At 56.8% G+C, this 23,598-nt stretch carries 19 protein-coding genes; 8 read left to right on the top strand and 11 right to left on the bottom strand.

Features of this window, described 5'->3' with window-relative positions; genetic code table 11:
* Window positions 1–36: 36 nt before the first annotated feature.
* From fadD to GVK32_RS12640, 4 genes are all read right to left on the bottom strand, one after another.
* Entirely contained in the window at window positions 37–1,722 is a 1,686-nt protein-coding gene (gene fadD / locus GVK32_RS12655) for a long-chain-fatty-acid--CoA ligase FadD (protein ID WP_159868364.1), read from the bottom strand.
* A 219-nt stretch (window positions 1,723–1,941) separates the two neighbouring features.
* Window positions 1,942–2,544, bottom strand: coding sequence for a Slp family lipoprotein (locus GVK32_RS12650; RefSeq protein ID WP_159235723.1), 603 nt, complete (start codon window positions 2,542–2,544; stop codon window positions 1,942–1,944).
* A 38-nt stretch (window positions 2,545–2,582) separates the two neighbouring features.
* Window positions 2,583–3,278 carry a tRNA (adenosine(37)-N6)-threonylcarbamoyltransferase complex dimerization subunit type 1 TsaB gene (gene tsaB / locus GVK32_RS12645; protein ID WP_123709077.1) on the bottom strand — a complete coding sequence of 232 codons (696 nt, stop codon included), beginning with the start codon at window positions 3,276–3,278 and terminating at the stop codon, window positions 2,583–2,585.
* Between the two features lie 67 nt (window positions 3,279–3,345).
* On the bottom strand, window positions 3,346–5,256 hold the full coding sequence (locus tag GVK32_RS12640; RefSeq protein WP_132511942.1) for an ATP-dependent DNA helicase: 1,911 nt from the start codon (window positions 5,254–5,256) through the stop codon (window positions 3,346–3,348).
* 131 nt (window positions 5,257–5,387) lie between these two features.
* Between GVK32_RS12640 and GVK32_RS12635 the strand changes: the two genes are divergently transcribed.
* Window positions 5,388–5,732, top strand: coding sequence for a RidA family protein (locus GVK32_RS12635; protein WP_159868113.1), 345 nt, complete (start codon window positions 5,388–5,390; stop codon window positions 5,730–5,732).
* A 65-nt stretch (window positions 5,733–5,797) separates the two neighbouring features.
* Here GVK32_RS12635 and GVK32_RS12630 read toward each other — a convergent pair whose 3' ends face one another.
* Genes GVK32_RS12630 through GVK32_RS12610 form a run of 5 tightly spaced genes read right to left on the bottom strand, consistent with a single transcriptional unit; the run spans window position 5,798 to window position 11,141 of the window.
* A complete protein-coding gene (locus GVK32_RS12630; RefSeq protein WP_159868361.1) occupies window positions 5,798–6,937 on the bottom strand; it encodes an alginate lyase family protein in 1,140 nt (379 codons plus the stop codon).
* 7 nt (window positions 6,938–6,944) lie between these two features.
* Window positions 6,945–8,039 carry an ABC transporter ATP-binding protein gene (locus GVK32_RS12625; protein WP_159868110.1) on the bottom strand — a complete coding sequence of 365 codons (1,095 nt, stop codon included), beginning with the start codon at window positions 8,037–8,039 and terminating at the stop codon, window positions 6,945–6,947.
* A gap of 10 nt (window positions 8,040–8,049) precedes the next feature.
* Entirely contained in the window at window positions 8,050–8,889 is an 840-nt protein-coding gene (locus GVK32_RS12620; RefSeq protein ID WP_159868107.1) for a carbohydrate ABC transporter permease, read from the bottom strand.
* Window positions 8,890–8,898: 9 nt separating this feature from the next.
* Window positions 8,899–9,840, bottom strand: a complete 942-nt coding sequence (locus GVK32_RS12615; protein ID WP_227697845.1) for a carbohydrate ABC transporter permease — start codon at window positions 9,838–9,840, stop codon at window positions 8,899–8,901.
* Between the two features lie 11 nt (window positions 9,841–9,851).
* Window positions 9,852–11,141 (bottom strand): sugar ABC transporter substrate-binding protein, encoded by a 1,290-nt coding sequence (locus tag GVK32_RS12610; protein WP_159868104.1) that lies wholly within the window; start codon window positions 11,139–11,141, stop codon window positions 9,852–9,854.
* A gap of 527 nt (window positions 11,142–11,668) precedes the next feature.
* Here GVK32_RS12610 and GVK32_RS12605 point away from each other — a divergent pair.
* Both GVK32_RS12605 and GVK32_RS12600 read left to right on the top strand, forming a co-directional pair.
* A complete protein-coding gene (locus GVK32_RS12605; RefSeq protein ID WP_159868101.1) occupies window positions 11,669–12,907 on the top strand; it encodes an alginate lyase family protein in 1,239 nt (412 codons plus the stop codon).
* A complete protein-coding gene (locus GVK32_RS12600; RefSeq protein ID WP_159868098.1) occupies window positions 12,907–14,904 on the top strand; it encodes a heparinase II/III family protein in 1,998 nt (665 codons plus the stop codon). The genes GVK32_RS12605 and GVK32_RS12600 overlap by 1 nt, the downstream gene beginning before the upstream one ends.
* A gap of 118 nt (window positions 14,905–15,022) precedes the next feature.
* On the opposite strand, the gene GVK32_RS12595 is transcribed toward GVK32_RS12600, so the two are convergent.
* A complete protein-coding gene (locus GVK32_RS12595) occupies window positions 15,023–15,208 on the bottom strand; it encodes a YoaH family protein (RefSeq protein WP_159868095.1) in 186 nt (61 codons plus the stop codon).
* 87 nt (window positions 15,209–15,295) lie between these two features.
* Between GVK32_RS12595 and pabB the strand changes: the two genes are divergently transcribed.
* The 4 genes from pabB to GVK32_RS12575 all read left to right on the top strand — a co-directional run bounded on the left by pabB (window position 15,296) and on the right by GVK32_RS12575 (window position 20,578).
* Complete coding sequence (pabB, locus tag GVK32_RS12590) at window positions 15,296–16,651, top strand: aminodeoxychorismate synthase component 1 (RefSeq protein WP_159868092.1); 1,356 nt, start codon at window positions 15,296–15,298, stop codon at window positions 16,649–16,651.
* A gap of 3 nt (window positions 16,652–16,654) precedes the next feature.
* Window positions 16,655–17,233 (top strand): CoA pyrophosphatase, encoded by a 579-nt coding sequence (locus GVK32_RS12585; protein ID WP_159868089.1) that lies wholly within the window; start codon window positions 16,655–16,657, stop codon window positions 17,231–17,233.
* A gap of 278 nt (window positions 17,234–17,511) precedes the next feature.
* The gene (gene sdaA, locus GVK32_RS12580) at window positions 17,512–18,876 is read left to right on the top strand and encodes an L-serine ammonia-lyase (protein WP_159868355.1); all 1,365 of its coding nucleotides are present in this window, start codon (window positions 17,512–17,514) and stop codon (window positions 18,874–18,876) included.
* A gap of 124 nt (window positions 18,877–19,000) precedes the next feature.
* Complete coding sequence (locus GVK32_RS12575; protein ID WP_159868086.1) at window positions 19,001–20,578, top strand: cyclic diguanylate phosphodiesterase; 1,578 nt, start codon at window positions 19,001–19,003, stop codon at window positions 20,576–20,578.
* 38 nt (window positions 20,579–20,616) lie between these two features.
* Here the strand turns inward: GVK32_RS12575 and yoaE are convergent, their stop codons facing one another.
* On the bottom strand, window positions 20,617–22,176 hold the full coding sequence (gene yoaE, locus GVK32_RS12570; protein WP_123709089.1) for a CNNM family cation transport protein YoaE: 1,560 nt from the start codon (window positions 22,174–22,176) through the stop codon (window positions 20,617–20,619).
* Window positions 22,177–22,624: 448 nt separating this feature from the next.
* Here yoaE and manX point away from each other — a divergent pair, with 448 nt between their 5' ends.
* Window positions 22,625–23,596: a PTS mannose transporter subunit IIAB gene (gene manX, locus GVK32_RS12565; RefSeq protein ID WP_041146193.1), complete on the top strand. Its 972-nt coding sequence runs from the start codon at window positions 22,625–22,627 to the stop codon at window positions 23,594–23,596.
* The last annotated feature ends 2 nt before the right edge of the window (window positions 23,597–23,598 follow it).

The following is a 23,598-nucleotide window of genomic DNA, read 5'->3' as shown; positions in this document are numbered from 1 at the left end:
GCCGGCTTAGCCGGCGTCTGGCGATTCACTCTTAGCTCAGGCTTTATTGTCTACTTTAGCGCGAGCTTCGTCACGAAGTTCTCGCCGTAAAATTTTCCCGACGTTCGATTTTGGCAGCTCATCACGAAACTCAACCAGCCTGGGAACCTTATAGCCCGTCAGCTGGCGGCGGCAGAAGGTGATCAGCGCCTCTTCGGTCAGCGCCGCATCTTTCTTCACGACAAAAATCTTCACCGCTTCGCCGCTGCTGCCGGACGGTACGCCGACCGCCGCCACTTCCTGAACGCCGGAGTGCTGCATCACCACGTCTTCAATTTCGTTGGGGTAGACGTTAAATCCGGAAACCAGAATCATATCTTTCTTACGATCGACAATCCGCAGGAAGCCATCGTCGTCCATCACCGCAATATCGCCGGTGTGCAGCCAGCCGTCTTTGATGATTTCAGCGGTGTCGTCCGGACGCTGCCAGTAACCCAGCATCACCTGCGGACCTTTCACGCACAGCTCGCCCGGCTCGCCCGGGGCGACTTCGTTATCGTCATCGTCAACCAGCTTCGCTTCGGTCGACGGCACCGGAAGCCCGATGCTCCCGCTGTGGTAGTCAATATCATGCGGGTTAACGCTAACCAGCGGCGCGCACTCGGTGAGGCCGTAACCCTCCAGCAGATACTGTCCGGTGAGCTTCACCCAGCGTTCGGCCACCACCTGCTGAACCGGCATCCCGCCGCCGGCGGAGAGGTGCAGCGTGGAGAAGTCGAGCTGCTGAAACTCTTTGTTATTCAGCAGCGCGTTAAACAGGGTATTGACCCCGGTCATCGCGGTAAACGGATATTTAGCCAGCTCCTTCACCAGCCCCGGAATATCCCGCGGGTTGGTAATCAGCAGGTTCTGCCCGCCAAGCTCGATAAACAGCAGGCAATTCATGGTCAGCGCAAAAATGTGGTACAGCGGTAGAGCCGTCACCACCAGCTCTTTGCCCCGGTGCAGCAGCGGCCCATAGGTGGCGTTGACCTGCTCAAGGTTGGCCAGCATATTGCGATGGGTCAGCATGGCCCCTTTCGCAACGCCGGTCGTCCCGCCGGTATACTGCAGGAACGCGAGGTCCTCACAGACGATTTCCGGTTTGACGTACTGCATCCGGTAACCGTGCTGCAGCGCGCTGCGAAACGAAATGGCGTCGGGCAGATGATATTTCGGCACCAGCCGCTTGATATACTTGACGACGAAGTTAACCAGAGTCCCTTTCGCCGTCGACAGCTGATCGCCCATTCGCGTCAGGATAACGTGCCTGACCTGGGTTTTATCGACCACCTTCTCAAGGGTATGCGCAAAGTTTGAGACGATCACAATCGCCGCGGCGCCGCTGTCGTTAAGCTGATGCTCAAGCTCGCGCGGCGTGTACAGCGGGTTGACGTTAACCACGATCATCCCGGCGCGCAGGATCCCAAACAGCGCGATGGGGTACTGCAACAGGTTAGGCATCATCAGCGCTACGCGATCGCCCTTTTGCAGCCCCAGGCCCTGCTGAAGATAAGCAGCGAAGGCGCGGCTGCGCTCCTCCAGCTTACGATAGGTCATCACCTCACCCATGTTGATAAACGCCGGCTGGTCGGCATAGCGCGTGGCGGCGTGTTCAAACAATTCAACCAGGGATTGATAGCGGTCAGGATTTATCTCCGCAGGAACATCGGCGGGATAACGGTTTAGCCAAACCTTTTTCACTGCATCACCTCTGAAATAGTTATTCGTCGTCATCACAGCCCCTGATCAACAAACATTCTGTTAACATTATATTAACTCAGCGTACCAGTTTATTAATTAGGCGTTTTGCAGGTTGCGAAGCGCGTCACTATTTATTTTTCTTATCAGACCAAAAATGACGAAACAGCGGACAGGCCGCTGTTTCTTTTAGCTTTCAAATAGCTTATAAAAACCGCAAAATCATTCGGTTACCACATTTCTTACTTCCGCAGGACCTGGGTTATACCAGCCCATTCCACCGTAGCCCCAGCCGCCATAACCGTAGCCGTAGCGCCACGGACGCGGGCCGACCATCCACGGGTCAATCGGCTGCGGCGGCATAACCACCTGCTGCACAACGTTCCAGCGCTTATAGCCGGTGGCGTTCATCTGCATAAACTTGTACGGCGTGCCGCCGACCTTACCGTCGACAACGCCGGTAATCGGGCCAACTACCGTCACCAGGTGACCGCGGAAGTCGACCGGGTCGAGGAAGCCATTAACGTCGGCGAGGATACGCCCGCGCGAAGGCTCGCCCAGCTCGGGTCGAGCGGCGCTGTCCAGCGGCACCGTGGCAATTTCTAAGCGGGTTTTACCCTGCTGATTCGTGATGTTGACCACTTTGCCGCCAAAGCGAGCTTCCTGGCCAACGTACAGCTGCGGTGCGGCCATAACCCGCACTAAATCCTGCTGCGGCGTCGGGGTAGAGCCTTTGATGGCATCCGGTACCGAAACACAGCCACTTAACGCAGCGGCAGCGGCGCCCGCCAACAGCCAACGTACTACTTTAGTTTGACCCGCCATGATGCGACTCCTTCTCTCAGTCTTATGCTTACTGAGATTCATCCACGGCCAGGAAGTTTCTTCCAGGCCACGTTGTTACGCAAATAAACCGGCTCGGCGTGCTCTACGGCAACGGTTTTTCCAACGGAAAGCAGATGGCAGGCCAGCGGCAGCATGTCTTCCGCTGCCGGCAGCTCAATTTCGCCGTGGGTTAAGGTCAGCGAGGAGTCCTTCGCCAGATCGGGCCACGCCGGCCAGCCGGTGCCAACCGTTGCCCAGCTTCCCTCCAGCTGCTGCAGACGCTCGCTGACGGCCTCCGGTTTGAGGACCGCTTCGGTCTCTTCGCCGTGCCAGACGCCCTGCTCGTCGCGCTGATATTCCGCCCAGTAAACCTCGCCCATGCGGGCATCAATGGCGGCCAGCACGCGGGTGGCGCCGGTTTTACGCCATGCGCCCTGCGCCATGGTGGCCAGCGTAGAAACGCCGATCATCGGCAGTTCGGCGCCAAGCGCCAGGCCCTGCGCAATGCCGATGCCGATGCGCACGCCGGTAAAGCTACCCGGCCCGCGGCCGAACGCCAGCGCATCCAGGTCGGTCAGCAGGACGTTACTTTCGTTAAGGACATCCTGCACCAGAGGCAGAATACGTTGCGTATGTTCGCGGGGGCAGATTTCAAAATGAGCACAAAGGGTGCCATCATTCCACAGCGCCGCGGAGCAGGCCTCCGTGGCGGTATCGATAGCTAAAATTCGCATGGGTTGTCGCGCTCTCGCTATAGCAGATTGACAAAATGGCGCGCAGTTTATCACATTTTACGCCGGATCACCGCACCGGCGGCACGGCGAGAAAGCGCACCGCCCGGCGGATATCGCGGGTTCGCGGCGCCGGGGGCAGGCTGGCGAGGAATACCGCGCCGTAGGGGCGCATCACCAGACGGTTATCGCAAATGACCAGCACGCCGCGGTCGTCAATATCGCGGATCAGGCGCCCCACGCCCTGCTTGAGGGTGATCACCGCATCCGGCAGCTGAACCTCGTCGAACGGGTCGCCGCCGCGCAGCCGGCAGTCTTCCATTCGCGCTTTCAGCAGCGGATCGTCGGGAGAGGTAAAGGGAAGCTTATCGATAATCACCAGCGAGAGGGCATCGCCGCGCACGTCGACCCCTTCCCAGAAGCTGCTGGTCGCCACCAGCAGCGCGTTACCGGCGCTGACGAACTGCTGCAGCAGCTGGCCTTTGCTGGTTTCCCCCTGCAGGAGAACCGGCAGCGTCATGGTGGCGCGGAACTGCTCCGCCAGATCGCGCATCATGGCGTGGGAGGTGCACAGCATAAAGCAGCGCCCGTCGTTAGCCTCAATCAGCGGCTTGAGCATCGCCGCCAGGTGACGCGCCGCGCCGGGCTGGTTTGGCAGCGGCAGATTGCGCGGCACGCAGAGCAGCGTCTGGTGAGCATAATCAAACGGGCTGGGCAGCAGCAGCGACTCGGCCTCTTCAATACCGAGGCGAGAGGTAAAGTGGCGCAGATCGTCATTTACCGACAGCGTTGCCGAGGTGAAAATCCAGCTGCCGGGCTTTTGCGCCATCACTTCTTTAAACTTTTCGGCGACGGTCAGCGGGGTCAAGGCCAGCGTAAAGTGGCGCGAGGTGCACTCATACCAGTAGCTGAAGCCCGGCTGGTTAATCTCTTTCAACCGCTTGAGCCGCGCGCGATAGACCGTTGCCCGCTCAAAGGCGGCATCCAGCAGCGCGGAGCGCCCAAGGGAGAGCTTCGCCACGTCGTAACAGAGCTCCAGCGCGTCATCGAGCAGCAGCAGCGCGCGCTGGATATGGCTATCGGCCAGCAGGTCGCGCAGGTTGCCGCGGTAGCCAGGGTCCCCGAGCTGCAGGCGAAAATCCTGCGCGCTCTGGGCCAGGCGATCGGCGCATTTTTGCAGCTGCTGGGTATCTTTCAGTTCGGTGCGGTAGGCGATGGTGATGTCTTTCGCCAGGTCCTGCAGCTGGCGGCTGGAGAGCGACTGGCCAAAATACTGGCTGGCAATATCCGGCAGCTGATGTGCTTCATCGAAGATCATCACTTCAGCCTCGGGGATGAGCTCAGCGAAGCCGCTCTCTTTAACCACCATATCGGCGAGGAACAGGTGATGGTTGACCACCACCACGTCGGCATCCATCGCCTTTTTACGCGCTTTAACCACGAAGCACTCTTTATACAGCGGGCAATCGCTGCCAAGGCAGTTGTCATTGGTGCTGGTGACCAGCGGCCAGGCCTGCGAGTCCTCCGCCACGCTGACGCAGGTGCTGACGTCGCCGTCAATCGTTTGGTTAGACCAGGATCGCAGCAGGATGACATCGCTCAGAACCTGCACCGGCAGATCGCCCCCGGCCAGCGCCTGCTGCTCGAGACGCTCCAGGCACAGGTAGTTCGACCGCCCTTTCAGCAGCGCCAGCTTACCGGTAAATTTCAGTGCCGTAGCGACTGTAGGCAGGTCGCGGCTGTAGAGCTGATCCTGCAGCGCCTTCGAGCCGGTGGAGATAATCACCTTTTTGTTGGCCCGCAGCGCGGGTGCCAGGTAGGCGTAGGTTTTACCGGTTCCGGTCCCTGCTTCGACCACCAGAGGCCGCGTTTCCTCAATAGCCTGCGTCACCGCCACTGCCATCAGGCGCTGCGGCTCGCGTGGTTTGAATCCCGGAATCGCGTTGGCCAACTGGCCGTCTGCTGCAAAATCGTCGATCACAATGCCCCCTGGTTATTTGGACAGTGATTATGTCAGGGAGGAGTGATTTTCGCCAGCCCGTGTAGTGACGCGGGGGAAACATTGTGGCAGTCTTGCGACACTCCGCTGAACAGGAACATAAGGAAATTAAAATGACAATTACGCGTATTGATGCCGAAGCCCGCTGGTCTGATGTGGTTATTCATAACCAGACGCTGTATTACACCGGTGTGCCATCGAATCTGGACGCCGACGCCTGTGCGCAGACCGCAGACACCCTGGCGCAAATAGATGCCGTACTGGAAAAACAGGGCAGCAGCAAGTCGCGTATTCTTGATGCCACCATTTTCCTCGCCGACGCTGCCGATTTCACCGCGATGAACAAAGCGTGGGATGCGTGGGTGGTTGCAGGCCATGCACCGGTGCGCTGCACCGTGCAGGCTAAGCTGATGAACCCGAGATTTAAGGTTGAGATTAAGATTATTGCCGCGGTGTAAGCACTTTTACGCTGAGCCTTTCCGGGGTCGGTGCAAGCGCCTCGCCCGGAAAGGTGCCCGCCCTATCAGGCCGGGCACCACATCAACTGCTCTTTTAACGGTAACGTCTCCTGAGGCAAGCACTTCAGGGCTTCGCGATAGGTTGCCAACTGCTGTGGATATCCCCGCGCCGACTGCAATAACACTCTTAGCGCACTATCCCAAACAATTCCCTGCAAGTCGCTATACGGCCACAGATCCGGCTCACGGATAAACGGCACCAGATAATCAATCCCCTGCTTCACCCCTCGCCCGTCGCGGAAGGTATTCCAGCGATCAAACTCAACGTGTTCAGCGTAGCGGTTAAGCAGCAGATGCGCTTCCAGGTTAAACAGCGAATAGTGAAACGGAATGGTGCGCTCCAGTTCCATCGTCTGCTTGCCGTCCTGGTCGATTTGCGCCGCCATCCGTTGGGTAATGCCCTGCTCGATAATCCGCGCCACCAGGCCTTTATCGCCATAGAACAGCGCGTTCACCGCGCGCTGGGCGTCATACCAGGTGCCGTGGTTGTTGTGCCAGACATACTCAGAATGGCCTATTTCGCTGTAATACATCCAATGGTTGAAGTCGCGGAACCACTGGTGCAGGCCGATGATATCATCCGTATCCAGCACGCTTGCCGCATTAATCAGTCCGATGGTGTCAACCACCATCCACAGCAGGCGCGTGTCGATAAGCCCGGTACCGCGACCGGAGACAATCCCCGGGATCGCCTGACCGTAGTTCAGATGCGGGTTCATCCGCGTATCCGCATCAAGAAACCAGCAGCGGATCTGCTGCGCGGCGGCCTGCGCGTACTGTCGCTGGCCGGTGAAGTACCAAGCCAGCCCCAGCGTCAGGCAACGTTCGCACATACGGATAATGCGCGTGGTGTCGGTGTCGTTATTTTCGCACTGCGGATTGATGTGCCCGTCGCGGCGAATATAGGGCAGCCCGTTGGGCCGCCGCGGATTAGGCCACCAGTAGGTACCAAGACTGTAATAATCATGGGCGTCGCCGCTCGCCGGACGCAGTTTTTTATGCACCACACTTTCCGGCGGCTCGCGGCGCAGCAAGTCCGCTTCCGTCACCAGTTTCCCGAGCGCCTGCTGGAGTGGAGAAAATGGCTGCTTTAGTCCCGCGCGGGCATTCTCAAGACAGCTTTCATCAAGGGTGTACAGCTTCATCGCCACCTTATTCATCCTCCGCGCAGGCGATGCGCAGGCCGCTTTGCGCATCAAACAGATGCACGCCGGAAAGCTTCGGCTGCAGCCAGATATTATCGCCCTCCTTGACCGCCAGACGCTGTTTGAACACCGAAGTGAATGCCCCGCCGCCAGTATCGCAGAACAGTTGCATATCCGAGCCGGTATTCTCCACCGCCGTGACCTTTGCCGCCAGCGCGTCGTCACGAGCTTCGTGCACCACGTTGACCTGCTCCGGGCGAATAGCGTAGACCACCTGCTGCCCGTTTTGCACCCGCGATCCCGCAGGCAGCGCCAGCAGCGAACCGTCCTTCAGACGCAGAGTGGTGATGTTGCCGTTAAGCACCACTTCGCCCTTCAGCTGGTTGATTTCCGGTGAGCCGATAAAACCGGCGACAAACAGGTTCGCCGGCTGGTCGTACAGCGCCAGCGGGGTGCCCGCCTGCTCGATTCGCCCGTCGCGCAGCACGACGATCATTTGCCCCATGGTCATGGCTTCAATCTGGTCGTGCGTCACGTATACCGAGGTGGTTTTCAACCGACGATGCAGCTCGCGGATTTCACCGCGCACCTGGGTACGCAGCTTGGCATCGAGGTTTGATAACGGTTCATCAAACAAGAATACCTGCGGCTTACGTACAATGGCGCGTCCCATCGCCACACGTTGACGTTGACCGCCGGAGAGATCTTTTGGCAAACGCTCAAGCAGCGGTTCCAGCCCCAACAGCGCCGCCGCATCGTTAACCTTCTGGTTGATTTCCGCCTTCGGCAACCGCGCCATTTTCAGCGCAAAGCCCATGTTTTCGCGCACCGTCATCTGCGGATACAGCGCGTAGCTCTGAAACACCATCGCGATATCACGCCGCTTCGGTTCCACCTCGGTGACGTTGCGTTCATTAATATGCACTTCACCAGCGGATATCTCTTCCAGCCCGGCAATCATGCGCAGCAGCGTCGATTTGCCGCAGCCACTTGGCCCGACAAGGACGCAGAACTCACCGTCCGGGATAGTCAGCGACACGTCTTTAATGACGTGCGCATCACCATAAGACTTCCGCACGCGATTCAATACAACAGATCCCATTGGTAACTCCTTATCCTTTGACCGCGCCGGACATAATCCCGCGATTGAAATGTTTTTGCAGACCCAGATAGACGATGATGCTTGGCAGCATCGCCAGTAGCGTAATGGCGATAAAAATGTTCGGTGTGATGCTCTCATCGGTACGCAGCGTACCGAGGATCACCGGAATGGTGTTCAGGCTGTCCTGGTTGACCACAATCAGCGGCAGCAGGTACTGGTCCCAAATCATGATGAAGCCAAAGGTCACTACCGTGCCGAGCGCCGGTTTCACCAGCGGGAGGATCACATGGAAGAAGATTTGCCATTCGTTAGCGCCGTCGATGCGTGCCGCCTCTTCCAGCTCTTTCGGGATGGCCGACATAAACTCGGTCAGCACAAAGATGGAGAATGCCCAGCCCACCACCGGCAGAATCATCCCGAGGTAGCTGTTGTAGAGCGACGCATCGATAAACGGCAGCCGCCAGTTAATAATCATGTACAGCGGAATGGCGATAACCTCTTCCGGCAGCATCATGGTGGACAAAATCACCAGGCTGACCAGCGCCACGCCGCGAAACTTTTTGCGTGCCAGCGCGTAGGCCGCCAGCGCGCTCACCGAGACCTGCAAAACTGTGCCGAAGAATACCACCAGCACTGAGTTCAGCAGGTACTGCCAGACGCCGATATCCATCCAGGCGAAGATAAAGTTTTCGAAGGAGAACTGATTCGGCCAGGCCAACAGTTCGCCCGGCTTGACCGGCGCGCCGCTGAACGCGGTAGCGACGATGCCCCAGAACGGCCCGACAAAAACAATCAACAACAGCGCGTAAATGCACCAGCGCCCTGCGGTATCCCAACGTTGACTTAACATCACGGCTCCTTAGTAACGTGCGATACGTTTTTTTAGCGTTAAATGACAGATGGTTAAGATCACTGTAAAGGTGAACAGCAGGAATGACACCGCTGAGGCGTAGCCATAGTCGAACTGCTCAAAACCCAGTTTATAGATGTGGGTCATGACCATTTCCGTGGCGTTAGAGGGCCCGCCGCCAGTGGTAGCGTACACTTCCGCAAAGACACGGAAACCACGAATAAAGGAGAGCATGAGCACCACCGACAGCGCCGGGATCATTCCGGGCAAGGTGACGTAACGCAGGCGGTTCCACCAGTTTGCGCCGTCAACGTTCGAGGCGTCGTACAGATCGCGGCTGATACCCGCCAGCCCGGCAATAAAAATCACCATGTTGTAGGGCACTGCTTTCCAGATATGTAGCAACATGATAACCCCCAGCGCCTGATCGGAGCTGGCAAGGAAACCCTGATCGGCTACGCCAAACCAGCTCAGAATGTGGTTTACCGCCCCGTTTGGCGTAGGGTTAAACAGGATGCGCCACATTTCGGCGACAATTGCCGCGCTGGTCACTGCCGGTAAAAAGATGGCGGTGCGAATAAATCGCAGGTGACGCGCTGGCCCTTCAAGCAGCATGGCGAGGAAAAACGCCAGGATTGCGGCGGCAAACATGGTCACCACCACGTACAGCAGGGTATTCACCACTGCCGCATGTAGTTCAACGTCGGCGAAAGCGCGGGTAAAGTTCGCCAATCCCACCCACTCGTCCGGCTGATTAAAGTTAACCTTGTAAAAGCTCATCACCAGCCCCTGAATCATCGGGATGAACTTAAACCAGCTAAAAATAATCAGCGCCGGGGCTAAAAACAGCCACGGAATCAGCGCCCGCTTGCGCTTTGGCGTCAACCATCCGGTGGCGTCAGGCGAAGCGGCTTGCTTTAGCGGCGAAGACTTCGTCTCATGCAGCGTCATAACTTACTCCCTCACTTAGCCAGCACATTTTGCTTTTGCAACTCAGCGTCGACCTTGCCATCTATCGCTTTCAGCTCAGCGGCAATATCGCTGTTGCAATCGGCGAAAATACGGTTAAAGCCATCGGCAGCCACCTGACGAACCGGCGTCCAGTTCGGAATTTGCGGTACGTAACGGCCCTGCTCGTTGTAGAGCCGGGCGAAGGTTTCCCAGCGCGGGTCCTGGTAGACTGCTTTGACATCGACATTTTTATTTACCGGCAGGCGCACCACCGGAATGTGCTTGCTGCCTTTACCCATGCCAATTTCCTGGCCTTCGGTCGAAATCATAAATTCGATAAATTTACGCGCCGCCTCTTTTTGCTTGCTGCTCTTCATCATAAAGACGGAGGTCCCTTCAGCCAGAGTGGCTTCCCCTTTTGGCCCCACTACCGGCAAGACCTCAAAGTTGTCTTTGCCCGGGTCTTTATCAAACAGCGCGATGTGGTACGGGCCGCTAAAGAACATGCCGCTTTGCCCGGAACGGAAGGATGGGATAACGTCGGCGGTGGTGGCGTTAATCGCCCCCGGCTGGGTGACCTTTTCACACATCATGGTGCGCATAAACGTCAACGCCTGCGCGACTTGCGGGGTTTGCAGCGAGGCGCTGAACTTGCCGTTATTCTCTTTGACAAAATCACCGCCCGCCTGCCAGATAAAGCTGCTCATAAACCAGCTGGCATAGCCACGGGTCGTGGACGCCGGAACGACAAAACCGTAAGTGTCGTTTTTGCCGTTCCCGTCCGGGTCCTGAGTGGTAAAGGCTTTGGCCAGCGTTTGAATATCATCCCAACTTTTCGGCTGCGGCAGGCCTAATTTCTCGCGCCAGTCCTTGCGCACAAATAGCGCGAAGGTTTGCGCGGATGTTGGAACGCCATAGTATTTGCCGTCGATATAGCGGGTACTGTTCCAGGCGGTCTGATACAGCTGGTCGCCACCCTGAATGCCTGAGGGGTCGATTTCTTCCGCAATACCCAGTTGAATAAACTGTCCCAGCGATGCCGCGTCGTTAAAAATCAGGTCCGGTAAGGCGTTGCCCGCCGTCGCCCTCGCCAGGCGCTGTTCAAAATCAGTCGTGGCGTTGAAATACTCAATTTTAATGCCGGTATTCTCTTCGAACTTTTCAGCCTCTTGTTTATAGATATTTTTGGAGTCATTGCTTGCACGGATCCACACGTTAAGGGTCGTGGCGGCGTAGCTTTGCCCGACGCCAACACCCAGAGCGGTAACAAGTAATAATGAACGTAATTTATTCGCAGACATGATTGCATATCCTTTATTGTAGGGCACAACGGTAATTAAATTCGCAACAGCTGTTTTTCTGTGAGCGCGATTAACATTGAGGCATTAATTCAACATGCATAAAAAAGTATTTCCAAACATTAAATAGAAATGTATTTCTCAATACAACCACACAAAAAAGAAATTGCATTTCAAAAACTAAAAAGTTGAATCAGATCACACAAAAGAGTGACAAAAAAAGTGACATAAAAACTTAATCATTAAAAATCAATAATTTATCAACTTAGTCATTTTTTTAAACTTATCAATAAAAATTTAAAAACGTCGAAAACCGTGAGCTACACAGCATTAAATGAGTCATTATTCATTCGCCGCAATAATTATGATGAATATCACAAAAAAAATCACTTTGTCTTTTACACTGCACGCCATGCTATTCATCAAGACATTATTTCTTAATTAATTCGCCTGCCTTTTGCGTTATGGAAATACGCAACAGGCATCATTCTCTTGTTATCTTTTCTCATATTTGAAGAAGGGTTATCACTATGTATTCAATACCTCACCGAGGAATATTAGGCATTACGCTTCTCTGTTGTAGCGTCACTGTATCCCTGTATGCCGCTGAACCCTACACCCTTGGCGGTAAAGATTTAGCCTATAGCCGCCAGCAGATAGCGGCTAAAGACCCGCTGTTCGTCCAGGCCGCAAGCGCGCTGTTCAACAAGGCGGATCTGGCGCTTAAACATCCGCTGCTTTCAGTGATGGATAAAACGCTGGTCGCCGCCAGCGGCAATAAGCACGATTACTACAGCTTTCCGCCGTACTGGTGGCCAAACCCGGAGACCAAAGACGGTCTGCCGTACATCCGCAAAGATGGGCAAACTAACCCGGACGCAAACAGTAATGCCACTGATAAAAATCGGCTGGTGAAAATGAGCAACGATGTCTCGACGCTGGCGCTGGCATGGTATTTCTCTCAGGATGAACGCTACGCGCAGAAGGCCGTTCAACAGATTAAAAGCTGGTTCCTCGACGCCAATACCCGCATGACCCCGAACCTGCAATACGCGCAGGCCATCCCCGGGATTAATACCGGACGTGGCATTGGCATTATCGATAGCCGGGCGCTGGTTGAGGTGGTTGATGCCATCGCCCTGCTGCAATCATCCAGCGCGCTGAGTGAAACGGACGTGACGGCGCTTAAACAGTGGTTCGGCGAGTTTTATCACTGGATGACTACCAGCCAGAACGGCTTTGAAGAAGAGAACTGGCACAACAATCACGGCACTTATTTTGACATGCAGGCCGCCACCTATGCGCTGTTCAGCGGCAAAATCGAAGAAGCGAAAAAGCACCTGTACATCACTCAATTGCGCCGTATCGCCGGGCAGTTTGATATGCAAGGCCGTCAGATGGCTGAGCTTGAGCGCCCCCGTCCGTGGCACTACAGCAACTTCAACCTCGAAGCCTATAACCGTCTGGGACGTCTGGGCGAAAAAGCCGGTGTCGATATCTGGAACTTTACCCTCGACGACCATAGCCTGCAAAAAGGCTATCAATATGTGGCTGGCTTTATTAACAGCGGCACGCCGTGGCTGTGGAAAGACCTTGACAAAATGGACGATAAAAAAGCGCTACGCAACATTGCGAGCGCCGCCCACGCATGGCCGAACAATCCGCTATTTAGCGAAAAAGCGCGCTGGCTGAGAGTGAAATATCCTGACGATATCACCACGCTCATCGCCCCACTTCCTGCGTCAACCGAGGTCAGGGATAACCAATAATGAAACAATTTTCTGGGCTATGGCCCGACATTGCCAGACGTGCAGCCGGTAATGTCGAGCAGATTGAACAGCTCGTGAAGGATGCACAACCGATACTTGAAGCCGCCGTTCGCATCCCGCAAACCGGGATAGCCAGCTGGAATCTTTATTACTTTTGTCCGCACCATGGGGTGCGGCTGACGTGGCAGGCGGACTCTCCCCACCAGCACGCTTGCCCGGTGGATGGCGAAACATTCAGCGGCGAGCCCTGGGACGGCGCATGGTGGCGTGAAATGAACGGTCGCAACGCCAGCGCCTGCCAGCAGTTGGGGCTGCTCTGGCGTCTGACCGGGGAAACATCGTACCGCGATAAAGTCCGCACGCTGCTAATGGGCTATGCGGATGTTTATCCCGACTATAAAGTCCATGGCGATATCCCGCACAATGGTCCTGGCAAAATGAATGCCCAGACGCTGTGCGAAGCCAACTGCATTCTGGATATGGCGCTAGGATATGACTTTATTCGCGACAGCTTACCGCCCGGTGAGCAGCAGCACATTGGCGAGATCCTGCTGCGCTGCGCTGCCACGTTTCTGCGCGCGCATCGAAGCCCACAAATCCATAACCATGAAGTGAAAATCAGCGCGGCGCTCGGGGTGCTGGGGTTTGTGCTGGAAGATGAGAGCCTGCTGGATTTTGCCGTAAATCAGCCCTACGGCCTGCGCTGGCAGCTCGAGCATGGATTACTGACTGAAGGTTTATGGTTTGAAGGTTCAATTCACTACCACTACTACGCGCTGCAGGGGTTCTTTGCCTTTGAGAAGCTGGCGCGTGGCACCCACTGGAGCCTGCTTGATGGCCCGTGGTATCCACGAATGCTCAGTTTCCCACTCTCGCTTTTGCTCCCTGACGGTACCTTCCCACGACTGAACGATTGCCTCGCCGGACAAGAGAAGCTGTATCACCGCGATCTGTACGAATTTGCCTGGTTTATCTGGCATGACCCGCTCTACGCGTCGGTCCTGCAGTTGACTGAAGATGAAGCGGATTGGCGGGAGACGCTGCTGTGGCGCGACCGGGCGCTGCCTGAAACCGCAATCAATCCGATCCCGCAACACTCGATCTTTGCTCCGGGCGCCGGGCTGACGCTGTGGCGACACCCGCAGCAGCAGCTGGCGGTGTTAATCAAACACAGCCCCTGGGGCGGCGAGCACGATCACTACGATCGGCTGAGTCTGATGCTGTGGCAACGCAACGGCTGGTTACTCCCGGATCTCGGTACCACGGGCTACGGTGCGAAAATGCACTACGATTATTACAAAAACAGCGCCACCCACAACACGCTGTCCGTCAACCAGACCAATCAGCCGCCTGCCAACACCGAGGTCTTAGGCTGGCATATGGGCGATGATTATCACTGGATAGACGCAGAAGTTAACTGGAAGAAGCCGCCACCAACGCTTAATAGCCATACGCGGGTAGAATGGGACGTTGAGGCGTGGCGCGAAGTGCGCTTTCGCCGTCGCCTGTTGTGGCTGGACGATGTGCTGATTGACCTGTCAACGGTGGAAAACCCGCATCGTCAGCAGCTCGACTGGACGCTGCATCTGGCCGCGAAGGCGCTCGACCAAAGCGGCATGCCGCAACCCTTTTCGCTCAGAGGGCCGCTGCGTGATATGCGGGATTCAACCGTGACGCCGCTTCACGGCTGTCAGCCGCGCCACTTTGCCCGCGATAACGACACCTTTGCCCTGTGGCTTGCCGGTGACGGTGAACTGTGGCAAGGGCTGGCTCCCGATAATCCGGCGATCGGCGACCTCAGCTATCTGGTATTACGCAACCATCTGCCGCAGACGCGTTTTTGTTGTGTTTGGGATCTGGCGAAAACGTCACCGCTGACCGAAGTGAGCGTACATCACACGCCCATCGGTACTCAGTTGAGCTTCTGGCGTGGTGAGCGCGTGGCCCACGTGACGCTGCATGAAGATCCCGGCCTGCTGCCAGATGTGATTATTTGACCCGCCGCCTTCCGGTAACGGAGGGCGCGTTTAACGTTTTTCGCCGGTAATCGTCGGCCTGAAGGGGGGACTGTCAGGGAACGGGCTCCCCTGCTGATATATCAAAGACGCTATCTACTTACTCATCGTCATCTTCATCTTCGAAGCGCGCTACGATCCGGTCCCCGGTATGCGAGGCGCGCAGTTCGTTGGCCACCAGGCGAATCGCCTCACCGCTGCTCATCCCCTGCGACATCAGCTCCTGGATACGCTCTACTGCTTTTTGCTGCTGCTCGTGGCTCAGCGAAGGTAAACCTGCAAACATACCTGACTCCTGCTACATTGTGGGGCGTAATTATTTCACGCCGTCCTCTTATACACTAATGGACGGGAAAGATCAGGATCGAGGAAGATGTTGTCCCCCGCTATTATTACCCTGCCCTGGCATCCGGATGCCGCCGAGCGCTACTTTGCGCCAATAAGCGCAGCGCCCTGGGCGATGCTGCTGCACTCAGGCTTTGCCGATCATCCGCACAACCGTTTTGATATTATCGTGGCCGAGCCGCGCGCAACGCTGACGACCCGCGGCGGGATCACCACGGTGAATGACGGCCAAACGTTGACGACTTCGTCTGACGATCCGCTAACAATAGTGGCGCAGCAGCTGGCGCTGTGCGGACTCGCGCCGCAGGCCCATCCGCACCTGCCTTTCCTTGGCGGCGCGCTGGGGCTGTTCGGCTACGATCTGGGGCGCCGATTCGAAAAGCTGCCGTCTCATGCCGACGCGGATATTGCCCTGCCGGATATGGCGGTCGGTATTTACGACTGGGCGCTGATCGTCGATCACCAGCAGCGTGAAGTCTCTCTGCTGAGCTACGACGATCCCCACGCGCGCCTGCGCTGGCTGAGGGCACAAGCTGCCACAGCGGCGGCCCCTTTTAGCCTGACCTCGGCCTGGCGCTCTAACATGAGCCGCGAGCAGTACGGCGAGAAATTTCGCCAGGTGCAGGCGTGGCTGCAGAGCGGTGACTGTTACCAGGTCAACCTGGCCCAGCGCTTCCAGAGCTGCTATCAGGGCGACGAGTGGCAGGCATTTTGCCAGCTTAACCGCGCTAACAGAGCCCCGTTCAGCGCCTTTATTCGCCTCGAAGACGGCGCGGTGCTGAGCCTCTCCCCGGAGCGTTTTATCCGGCTGCATCAGGGTGAAATCCAGACCCGGCCGATTAAAGGCACCCTACCGCGGCTGGCCGATCCGCAGCAGGACGCCTGCCAGGCAGAAAGGCTGGCTAACTCGCCGAAGGATCGCGCTGAAAATTTGATGATCGTCGATTTGATGCGCAACGACATTGGCCGGGTTGCCGAGCCCGGCAGCGTTCGCGTACCCGAGCTTTTCGTCGTTGAGCCGTTCCCGGCGGTCCACCATCTGGTCAGCACCATTACCGCCAGGCTACCGGCCCATCTTCACGCCAGCGACCTGCTGCGCGCGGCGTTTCCCGGCGGCTCCATTACCGGCGCCCCCAAGGTGCGCGCGATGCAAATTATCGACGAACTGGAGCCGCAGCGGCGCAACGCGTGGTGCGGCAGCATCGGCTATCTCAGCCTGTGCGGCAATATGGACACCAGCATTACGATCCGCACGCTGACGGCGTGGCAGGGGCAGCTATACTGCTCTGCGGGCGGCGGGATTGTCGCGGATAGCGAAGAAGACGCTGAATACCAGGAAACGTTTGATAAAGTTAACCGCATTTTGCACCAACTGGAGAGTTAAGATATGGCGGATAGCGCCCTTGAGCTGGACGACTTTCTTTCGCGCTTTCAATTACTGCGCCCACAGCCTTCGCAAGGCGCCCTCAATCAGCGCCAGGCCGCGGTGCTGGTACCGATTGTCCGTCGCCCGCAGCCGGGGCTGCTGCTTACCCAGCGCTCGCCGCGGATGCGTAAGCACGCCGGCCAGGTGGCCTTCCCGGGCGGTGCGGTCGATAACAGCGACGCGTCGCTGATTGCCGCCGCGCTCCGCGAGGCGCAGGAGGAGGTGGCCATTCCCCCTGAACAGGTGGAAATCATCGGCGTTCTGCCGCCGGTGGATAGCGTGACCGGCTTTCAGGTAACCCCGGTGGTGGGGATCATTCCGCCAAACCTGCGCTATCACGCCAGCCAGGATGAGGTGGCGGCGGTCTTTGAAATGCCGCTGGCCGAAGCGCTACGCCTGGGCCGTTATCATCCGCTGGATGTCCATCGCCGCGGGAACTCGCATCGGGTCTGGCTTTCGTGGTATCAGCATTATTTTGTCTGGGGAATGACCGCGGGGATTATCCGCGAGCTGGCCCTGCAAATCGGCGTCAGGCCCTGACGCCTCAATCGACTTTGTGCAGCCCTCCTTCCGGCTGCGTTCGCTCGCCGAACTCCCCCGCACCGCCCTTTGCGTCCCCCTCTTGCGGCTCCCCCGCCGGGCCCGTTATTTAGGGTATATACTTAAATATGACGGCGCTCTCAACATTAGTAAATTGATGGTTATCCATTAGTTTAATTCATGTGAATAGTTAAACTGATGCTACGGTTCCCTCTTACACTATGCGCAGTTATCACATCGTTGCCGCAGCCGCGGCAACCCTGTACTGGAGTGTTATGGTGATTAGTATATTCGACATGTTCAAGGTGGGGATTGGTCCCTCATCTTCCCATACTGTAGGGCCGATGAAGGCCGGTAAACAGTTCGTCGATGACCTGGTCGAAAAGGGACTACTTAATGACGTGACGCGCGTGGCGGTTGACGTCTACGGCTCGCTGTCATTAACCGGCAAAGGCCACCACACGGACATCGCCATTATCATGGGACTGGCGGGCAACCAGCCCGATACGGTCGACATTGACGCGATTCCGGCATTTATTCGCGACGTAGAAGCGCGCGGACGCCTGCTGCTGGCGCAAGGGCAGCAGGAAGTCGATTTCCCGCAGGATGACGGTATGCGTTTTCGCAGCGACAACCTGCCGCTGCACGAGAACGGGATGACGATTCATGCCTGGGCCGGTGACAAAGAAATCTACAGCAAAACTTACTACTCCATCGGCGGCGGTTTTATCGTCGACGAAGAGCATTTCGGCAAAGAAAATGCGGGCGAGCTCAGCGTACCTTACCCGTTTAAATCGGCGCAGGAGATGCTGGGCTACTGCAAAGAGACCGGATTGTCGCTCTCCGGAATGGTGATGCAGAACGAGCTGGCGCTGCACGACAAAAAAGAGATCGAAGACTATTTTGCCAACGTCTGGCAGACCATGCGCGCCTGTATCGATCGCGGCATGAATACCGAAGGGGTACTGCCAGGGCCGCTGCGCGTACCGCGTCGCGCCTCTGCGCTGCGCCGCCTGCTGGTCGCCAGCGATAAGCTCTCCAGCGACCCGATGAACGTCATTGACTGGGTGAACATGTTTGCCCTCGCCGTCAACGAAGAGAACGCCGCCGGCGGCCGCGTGGTTACGGCCCCGACCAACGGCGCCTGCGGGATTGTGCCCGCGGTACTGGCCTACTACGACCACTTTATTGAATCGGTCAGCCCTGATATCTACATTCGCTACTTTATGACGTCCGGCGCCGTGGGCGCGCTGTACAAGATGAATGCTTCTATTTCAGGCGCGGAAGTGGGCTGTCAGGGCGAGGTTGGCGTGGCGTGCTCGATGGCCGCCGCCGGTCTTGCAGAGCTGCTCGGCGCCAGCCCGGAGCAGGTGTGCGTGGCGGCAGAGATCGGCATGGAGCACAATCTTGGCCTGACCTGCGATCCCGTCGCCGGCCAGGTCCAGGTGCCGTGCATCGAACGCAACGCTATCGCATCGGTTAAAGCGATTAACGCCGCGCGAATGGCGATGCGCCGCACCAGCGAACCGCGTGTCTCCCTCGATAAAGTTATCGAGACGATGTACGAAACCGGCAAGGACATGAACGCCAAATATCGCGAGACCTCCCGCGGCGGTCTGGCCATCAAAGTACAGTGTGACTAAACCATTGCAAATGAAATGCGCCCTAACCGGCGCATTTTTCTTCTGCTATTCATTTACACCCACTACACTTACTGTCTGACGATTGTTATTCTGACCGGTACTCAGAGTCGACAGGGTGTCGCGCATGCAGACTGCACATAAGGTCATCACGACATACCGCCGCAAACGTATTGTCGTCTGTTTGGTTGTTGCGCTATTAACGCTAACAACCACGCTGGTTATCCGATTTATTTCGCAGCGTAGCCTAAATCAGCAGCGGATCCAGATGGTCACCGGCCAGATGGTGCTGGCCATGGATAAAATTCTTCTCCCGCTTGAGAGCCACCACACCTCGCTGCTCAATTTCGTCGGCCAGCCGTGCCGGGATATTCACCTGCCTCTACGCAAGCTGGCGGCCACGCTGCAGACGGTGCGCACCATTGCGCTGGTGAAATCCGATATTCTTTACTGCTCCAGTATTTATGGCGAACGTAATATTAACCTTCATCAACGGCAGCCCATGCTGCCGAGCAATCGCCCTCTTCTGGCCTTCTCCACCGACGGGTCGCTTCTGGTCGGCTCGCCGGTATTAATTCGCTGGTATCCGGTATCTCTCAGCGGCGCCGACGGCGTCATGCTGATGATTAACATTGAGCTGCTGGGGGAGTTAATTCTCAACGCGAAATCACCGCTGATTACCGGTATTGGGCTGCAGGTGGGGGGCAAAAGCTTTATTAACGGCCTTGGTCTGGTGGACCGCGACGCCATTCCCGGCGAGCGCATTATCTATCGCCAGAGCTCTTCGCAGTTTCCCTTTGCCATCAACGTCAGCGGCCCGGGCGCCTCGGCCATCGCCCTCAACTACCTGCCCGCCGAGCTGCCGCTGGCGCTGCTCCTCACGCTGTTGATGACCGGCATTGCCTGGCTAATCACCGCCGGCAGGCTCAGCTTCTCCCGTGAAATCAGCCTCGGGATCGCTTCTCGCGAGTTCGAGCTTTGGTGCCAGCCGCTGGAGGATGCGCGCAGCCAAAGGTGCTGCGGAGTCGAGATCCTGCTGCGCTGGAACAATCCGCGTCGCGGCAAAATTTCCCCCGACGTTTTTATTCCCATTGCCGAGGGCTACAATCTTATCGTTCCCCTCACCCGCTACGTGATCGCGGAAACCGCGCGCCAGCTCAAGTTCTTCCCCCAGGACAAAAATTTCCATATTTCGATCAACGTCGCCGCCCGCCACTTTGCTAACGGCGAGCTGCTGCGCGATCTGCATCACTACTGGTTTAGCGCCCATCCCATCCAGCAGCTGGTGGTGGAGCTGACGGAACGCGACGTGCTGCAGGATGGCGATCGTCATATGGCCGAACACCTGCATTACAAAGGCGTGCAGCTGGCAATCGATGATTTCGGTACCGGCAACAGCTCGCTGTCATGGCTGAAGAAACTGCGCCCCGATATCTTAAAAATTGATAAGTCCTTCACCAGCGCTATCGGCATCGACAGCGTAAATTCGACGGTAACGGATATGATTATTGCCCTTGCGCATCGCCTGGAAATTGTCACTATCGCGGAAGGCGTTGAAACGCTGGAGCAGGCGGAGTATCTGCGTGACCACGGCGTCGATATCCTGCAGGGGTTTCGCTACGCCCGGCCGATGCCGATAAACGAATTCCCGCAATGGCTGGCGATGCACAACCTGGCAACGGTGAGGGAAAAGGATTGTAAATAGCCTGCCGGCCCCTTGCGGAGACCGGCAGGTCGGCGGGATTACTCTTCTTCGTCGTGCTCGTGGCGCGTTTTGACGACGCGGACCAGATCAACGCGATAGTTGTTAGCCTCAACGATAGTGAACTGCAGCGGCGCCAGCTCAACGACGTCGCCGGTGCGCGGGATATGGCCGTTGACGGCGATAACCAGCCCGGCAACCGTCGCAATATCCTCTTCTTCGTTGACGATATCATCCAGCCCCAGCGTCTGCTGCAGCGCGTGGAGATCGGTCGAGCCCTTGATCAGCCAACCGTCGCCATCGGCAACAATCTCCGGCGTCTCATCGGCGTCCGGGAACTCGCCGGCAATCGCCTCCAGCACGTCCAGCGGCGTCACCAGCCCCTGCACCACGCCGAACTCGTTGGTGACAATGACGAAGCTGCCGCGGGCCCTGCGCAGGACGCCCAGCAGATTGATCGGGTCCAGGGTTTCCGGAACCACAATCGCCGGCGACGCCGAAGCGAGCGCCGCCACGTTCTCACCGGCCTCCAGGGCCACCAGCATCTCTTTGGCACGAACGATGCCGATGATCTCATCCAGCTCGCCCCGGCACACCGGGAACAGGCTGTGCGGGGAAGAGAGCAGCTGGCGGCGAATCTCATCTTCGCTCTGCTCAGCGTCAACCCAGCTGATTTCACCGCGCGGCGTCATGATGCCGCGCAGCGAGCGCTGGGCAAGCGTCAGCACGCCGTTAATCATGTAGCGCTCCTCTTCGGCAAACTCGCCTTCCGGCACCGGTACCGCAGAAGGCATGTCGCCATCGTGCGTGACCTGATTCTGCTTGCGGCTGCCCATCAGGCGCAGGATCGCATCGGCGGTTCGCGCGCGCAGCGGCAGCGTCGACTGATGGCGGATAAAGTTACGGCGCGCCACCTGGTTGAAGAACTCGATGGTTATCGAGAAGCCAATCGCGGCGTACAGGTAGCCTTTCGGTATATGGAAACCAAAGCCTTCAGCCACCAGGCTCAGGCCAATCATCAGCAGGAAGCTAAGGCACAGCACCACCACCGTCGGATGCTGGTTCACGAAGCGGGTCAACGGCTTCGAGGCCAGCAGCATCACGGCCATCGCAATCACCACCGCCGCCATCATTACCGGGAGGTGGTTCACCATGCCCACGGCGGTAATCACGGCATCCAGCGAGAACACGGCATCAAGCACGACGATCTGCAGCACCACCACCCAGAAGCTGGCGTAACCTTTCCCATGACCGGCATCGTGCTGGCGGTTTTCCAGCCGCTCGTGCAGCTCGGTCGTCGCCTTGAACAGCAGGAATATCCCCCCCAGCAGCATAATAAGATCGCGCCCGGAGAAGGAAAAATCAGCGATGCTGAACAGCGGTTTGGTTAAGGTCACCATCCACGAAATAACCGACAGCAGCCCCAGACGCATGAACAGCGCCAGCGACAGGCCAATCAGACGTGCTTTATCACGCTGCTTTGGCGGCAGTTTATCTGCAAGGATGGCGATAAATACCAGGTTGTCGATACCAAGCACAATCTCGAGGACGACCAGCGTCAACAAGCCGACCCAAATAGAGGGATCCATTAAGAATTCCATGAGTTGCTCCAGTTAACGACGGACGCAGTCATCGCGATGTCATGCACAGGCGAGACAATTGTTGCTGGTAAAAAAGCGTAGCAGGTAGCGGTGGCAGACAGTTGCCAAAAGGTGAAAAGACGTCGATGAGGGTCCATACTGCGGGCTATGCCCTATACTCCTGAGTAGTTAAACGGAAGCTAAACATAGCAAAAAACAGAACCGGATTGGAAAAAAATTTACCTGTTTTTGCAATAGCTAAGGCTATTTTTTTGCGCCGCGAAATTATTATTCGTAGATGCGTGATTAACGGATCTTCATCACATTAATTATTTTTTCACTATCTAAAATAATTCGCTGTAGTGATTATTTTAGATCTTACACCCTTACTGAATCGATTTTGTTCGCAAGAGTGATTCAGGATGTATCACAACAGATGATGCATTCACCATAATAAAGGAGGTAGCAAGTGACGATTGCTATTGTAATAGGCACACATGGTTGGGCTGCAGAACAGCTGCTGAAGACGGCAGAAATGCTGTTGGGCGAGCAGGAAAACGTTGGCTGGATTGATTTCGTTCCCGGTGAAAACGCCGAGACGCTGATCGAGAAGTACAACGCACAGCTGGCGAAGCTGGACACGACTAAAGGCGTGTTGTTTCTCGTCGATACGTGGGGAGGCAGCCCGTTCAACGCGGCGAGCCGCATTGTCGTCGATAAAGAACACTACGAAGTCATCGCCGGCGTTAACATTCCAATGCTGGTTGAAACGCTGATGGCCCGTGACGACGATCCGTCGTTCGACGAGCTGGTGGCCTTAGCGGTGGAAACCGGTCGTGAAGGCGTTAAGGCGCTGAAAGCGAAAGCGGTAGAAAAAGCGGCTCCGGCTCCCGTTCAGGCGGCAGCGCCGCGAGCGGCAACCCCAGCTAAACCGATGGGTCCAAACGATTACATGGTTATCGGCCTGGCGCGTATCGACGATCGTCTTATCCACGGACAGGTCGCGACCCGCTGGACCAAAGAAACCAACGTCACCCGTATTATTGTCGTCAGCGATGAAGTCGCCGCCGATACCGTACGCAAAACGTTGCTGACTCAGGTTGCACCTCCGGGCGTCACCGCCCACGTTGTCGATGTGGCTAAAATGATCCGCGTTTACAACAACCCCAAATACGCCGGCGAGCGCATTATGCTGCTGTTCACTAACCCTACTGACGTTGAGCGCGTTGTTGAAGGTGGCGTCAATATCACCACCGTTAACATCGGCGGCATGGCTTTCCGCCAGGGCAAAACGCAGGTGAACAACGCGATTTCGGTCGATGAGAAAGATATTGAAGCGTTCAAGAAGCTGAACGCCCGCGGTATCGAACTGGAAGCACGTAAAGTTTCCACCGACCAGAAACTGAAAATGATGGACCTGATCGCCAAGGTTAATAAATAACC

The organism is Klebsiella sp. 18074 (assembly GCF_902705905.1).
GTDB lineage: Bacteria > Pseudomonadota > Gammaproteobacteria > Enterobacterales > Enterobacteriaceae > Klebsiella > Klebsiella terrigena.
Note: the sequence above shows the minus strand (reverse complement) of the source record. Positions and strands in the feature narration are given on the sequence as shown.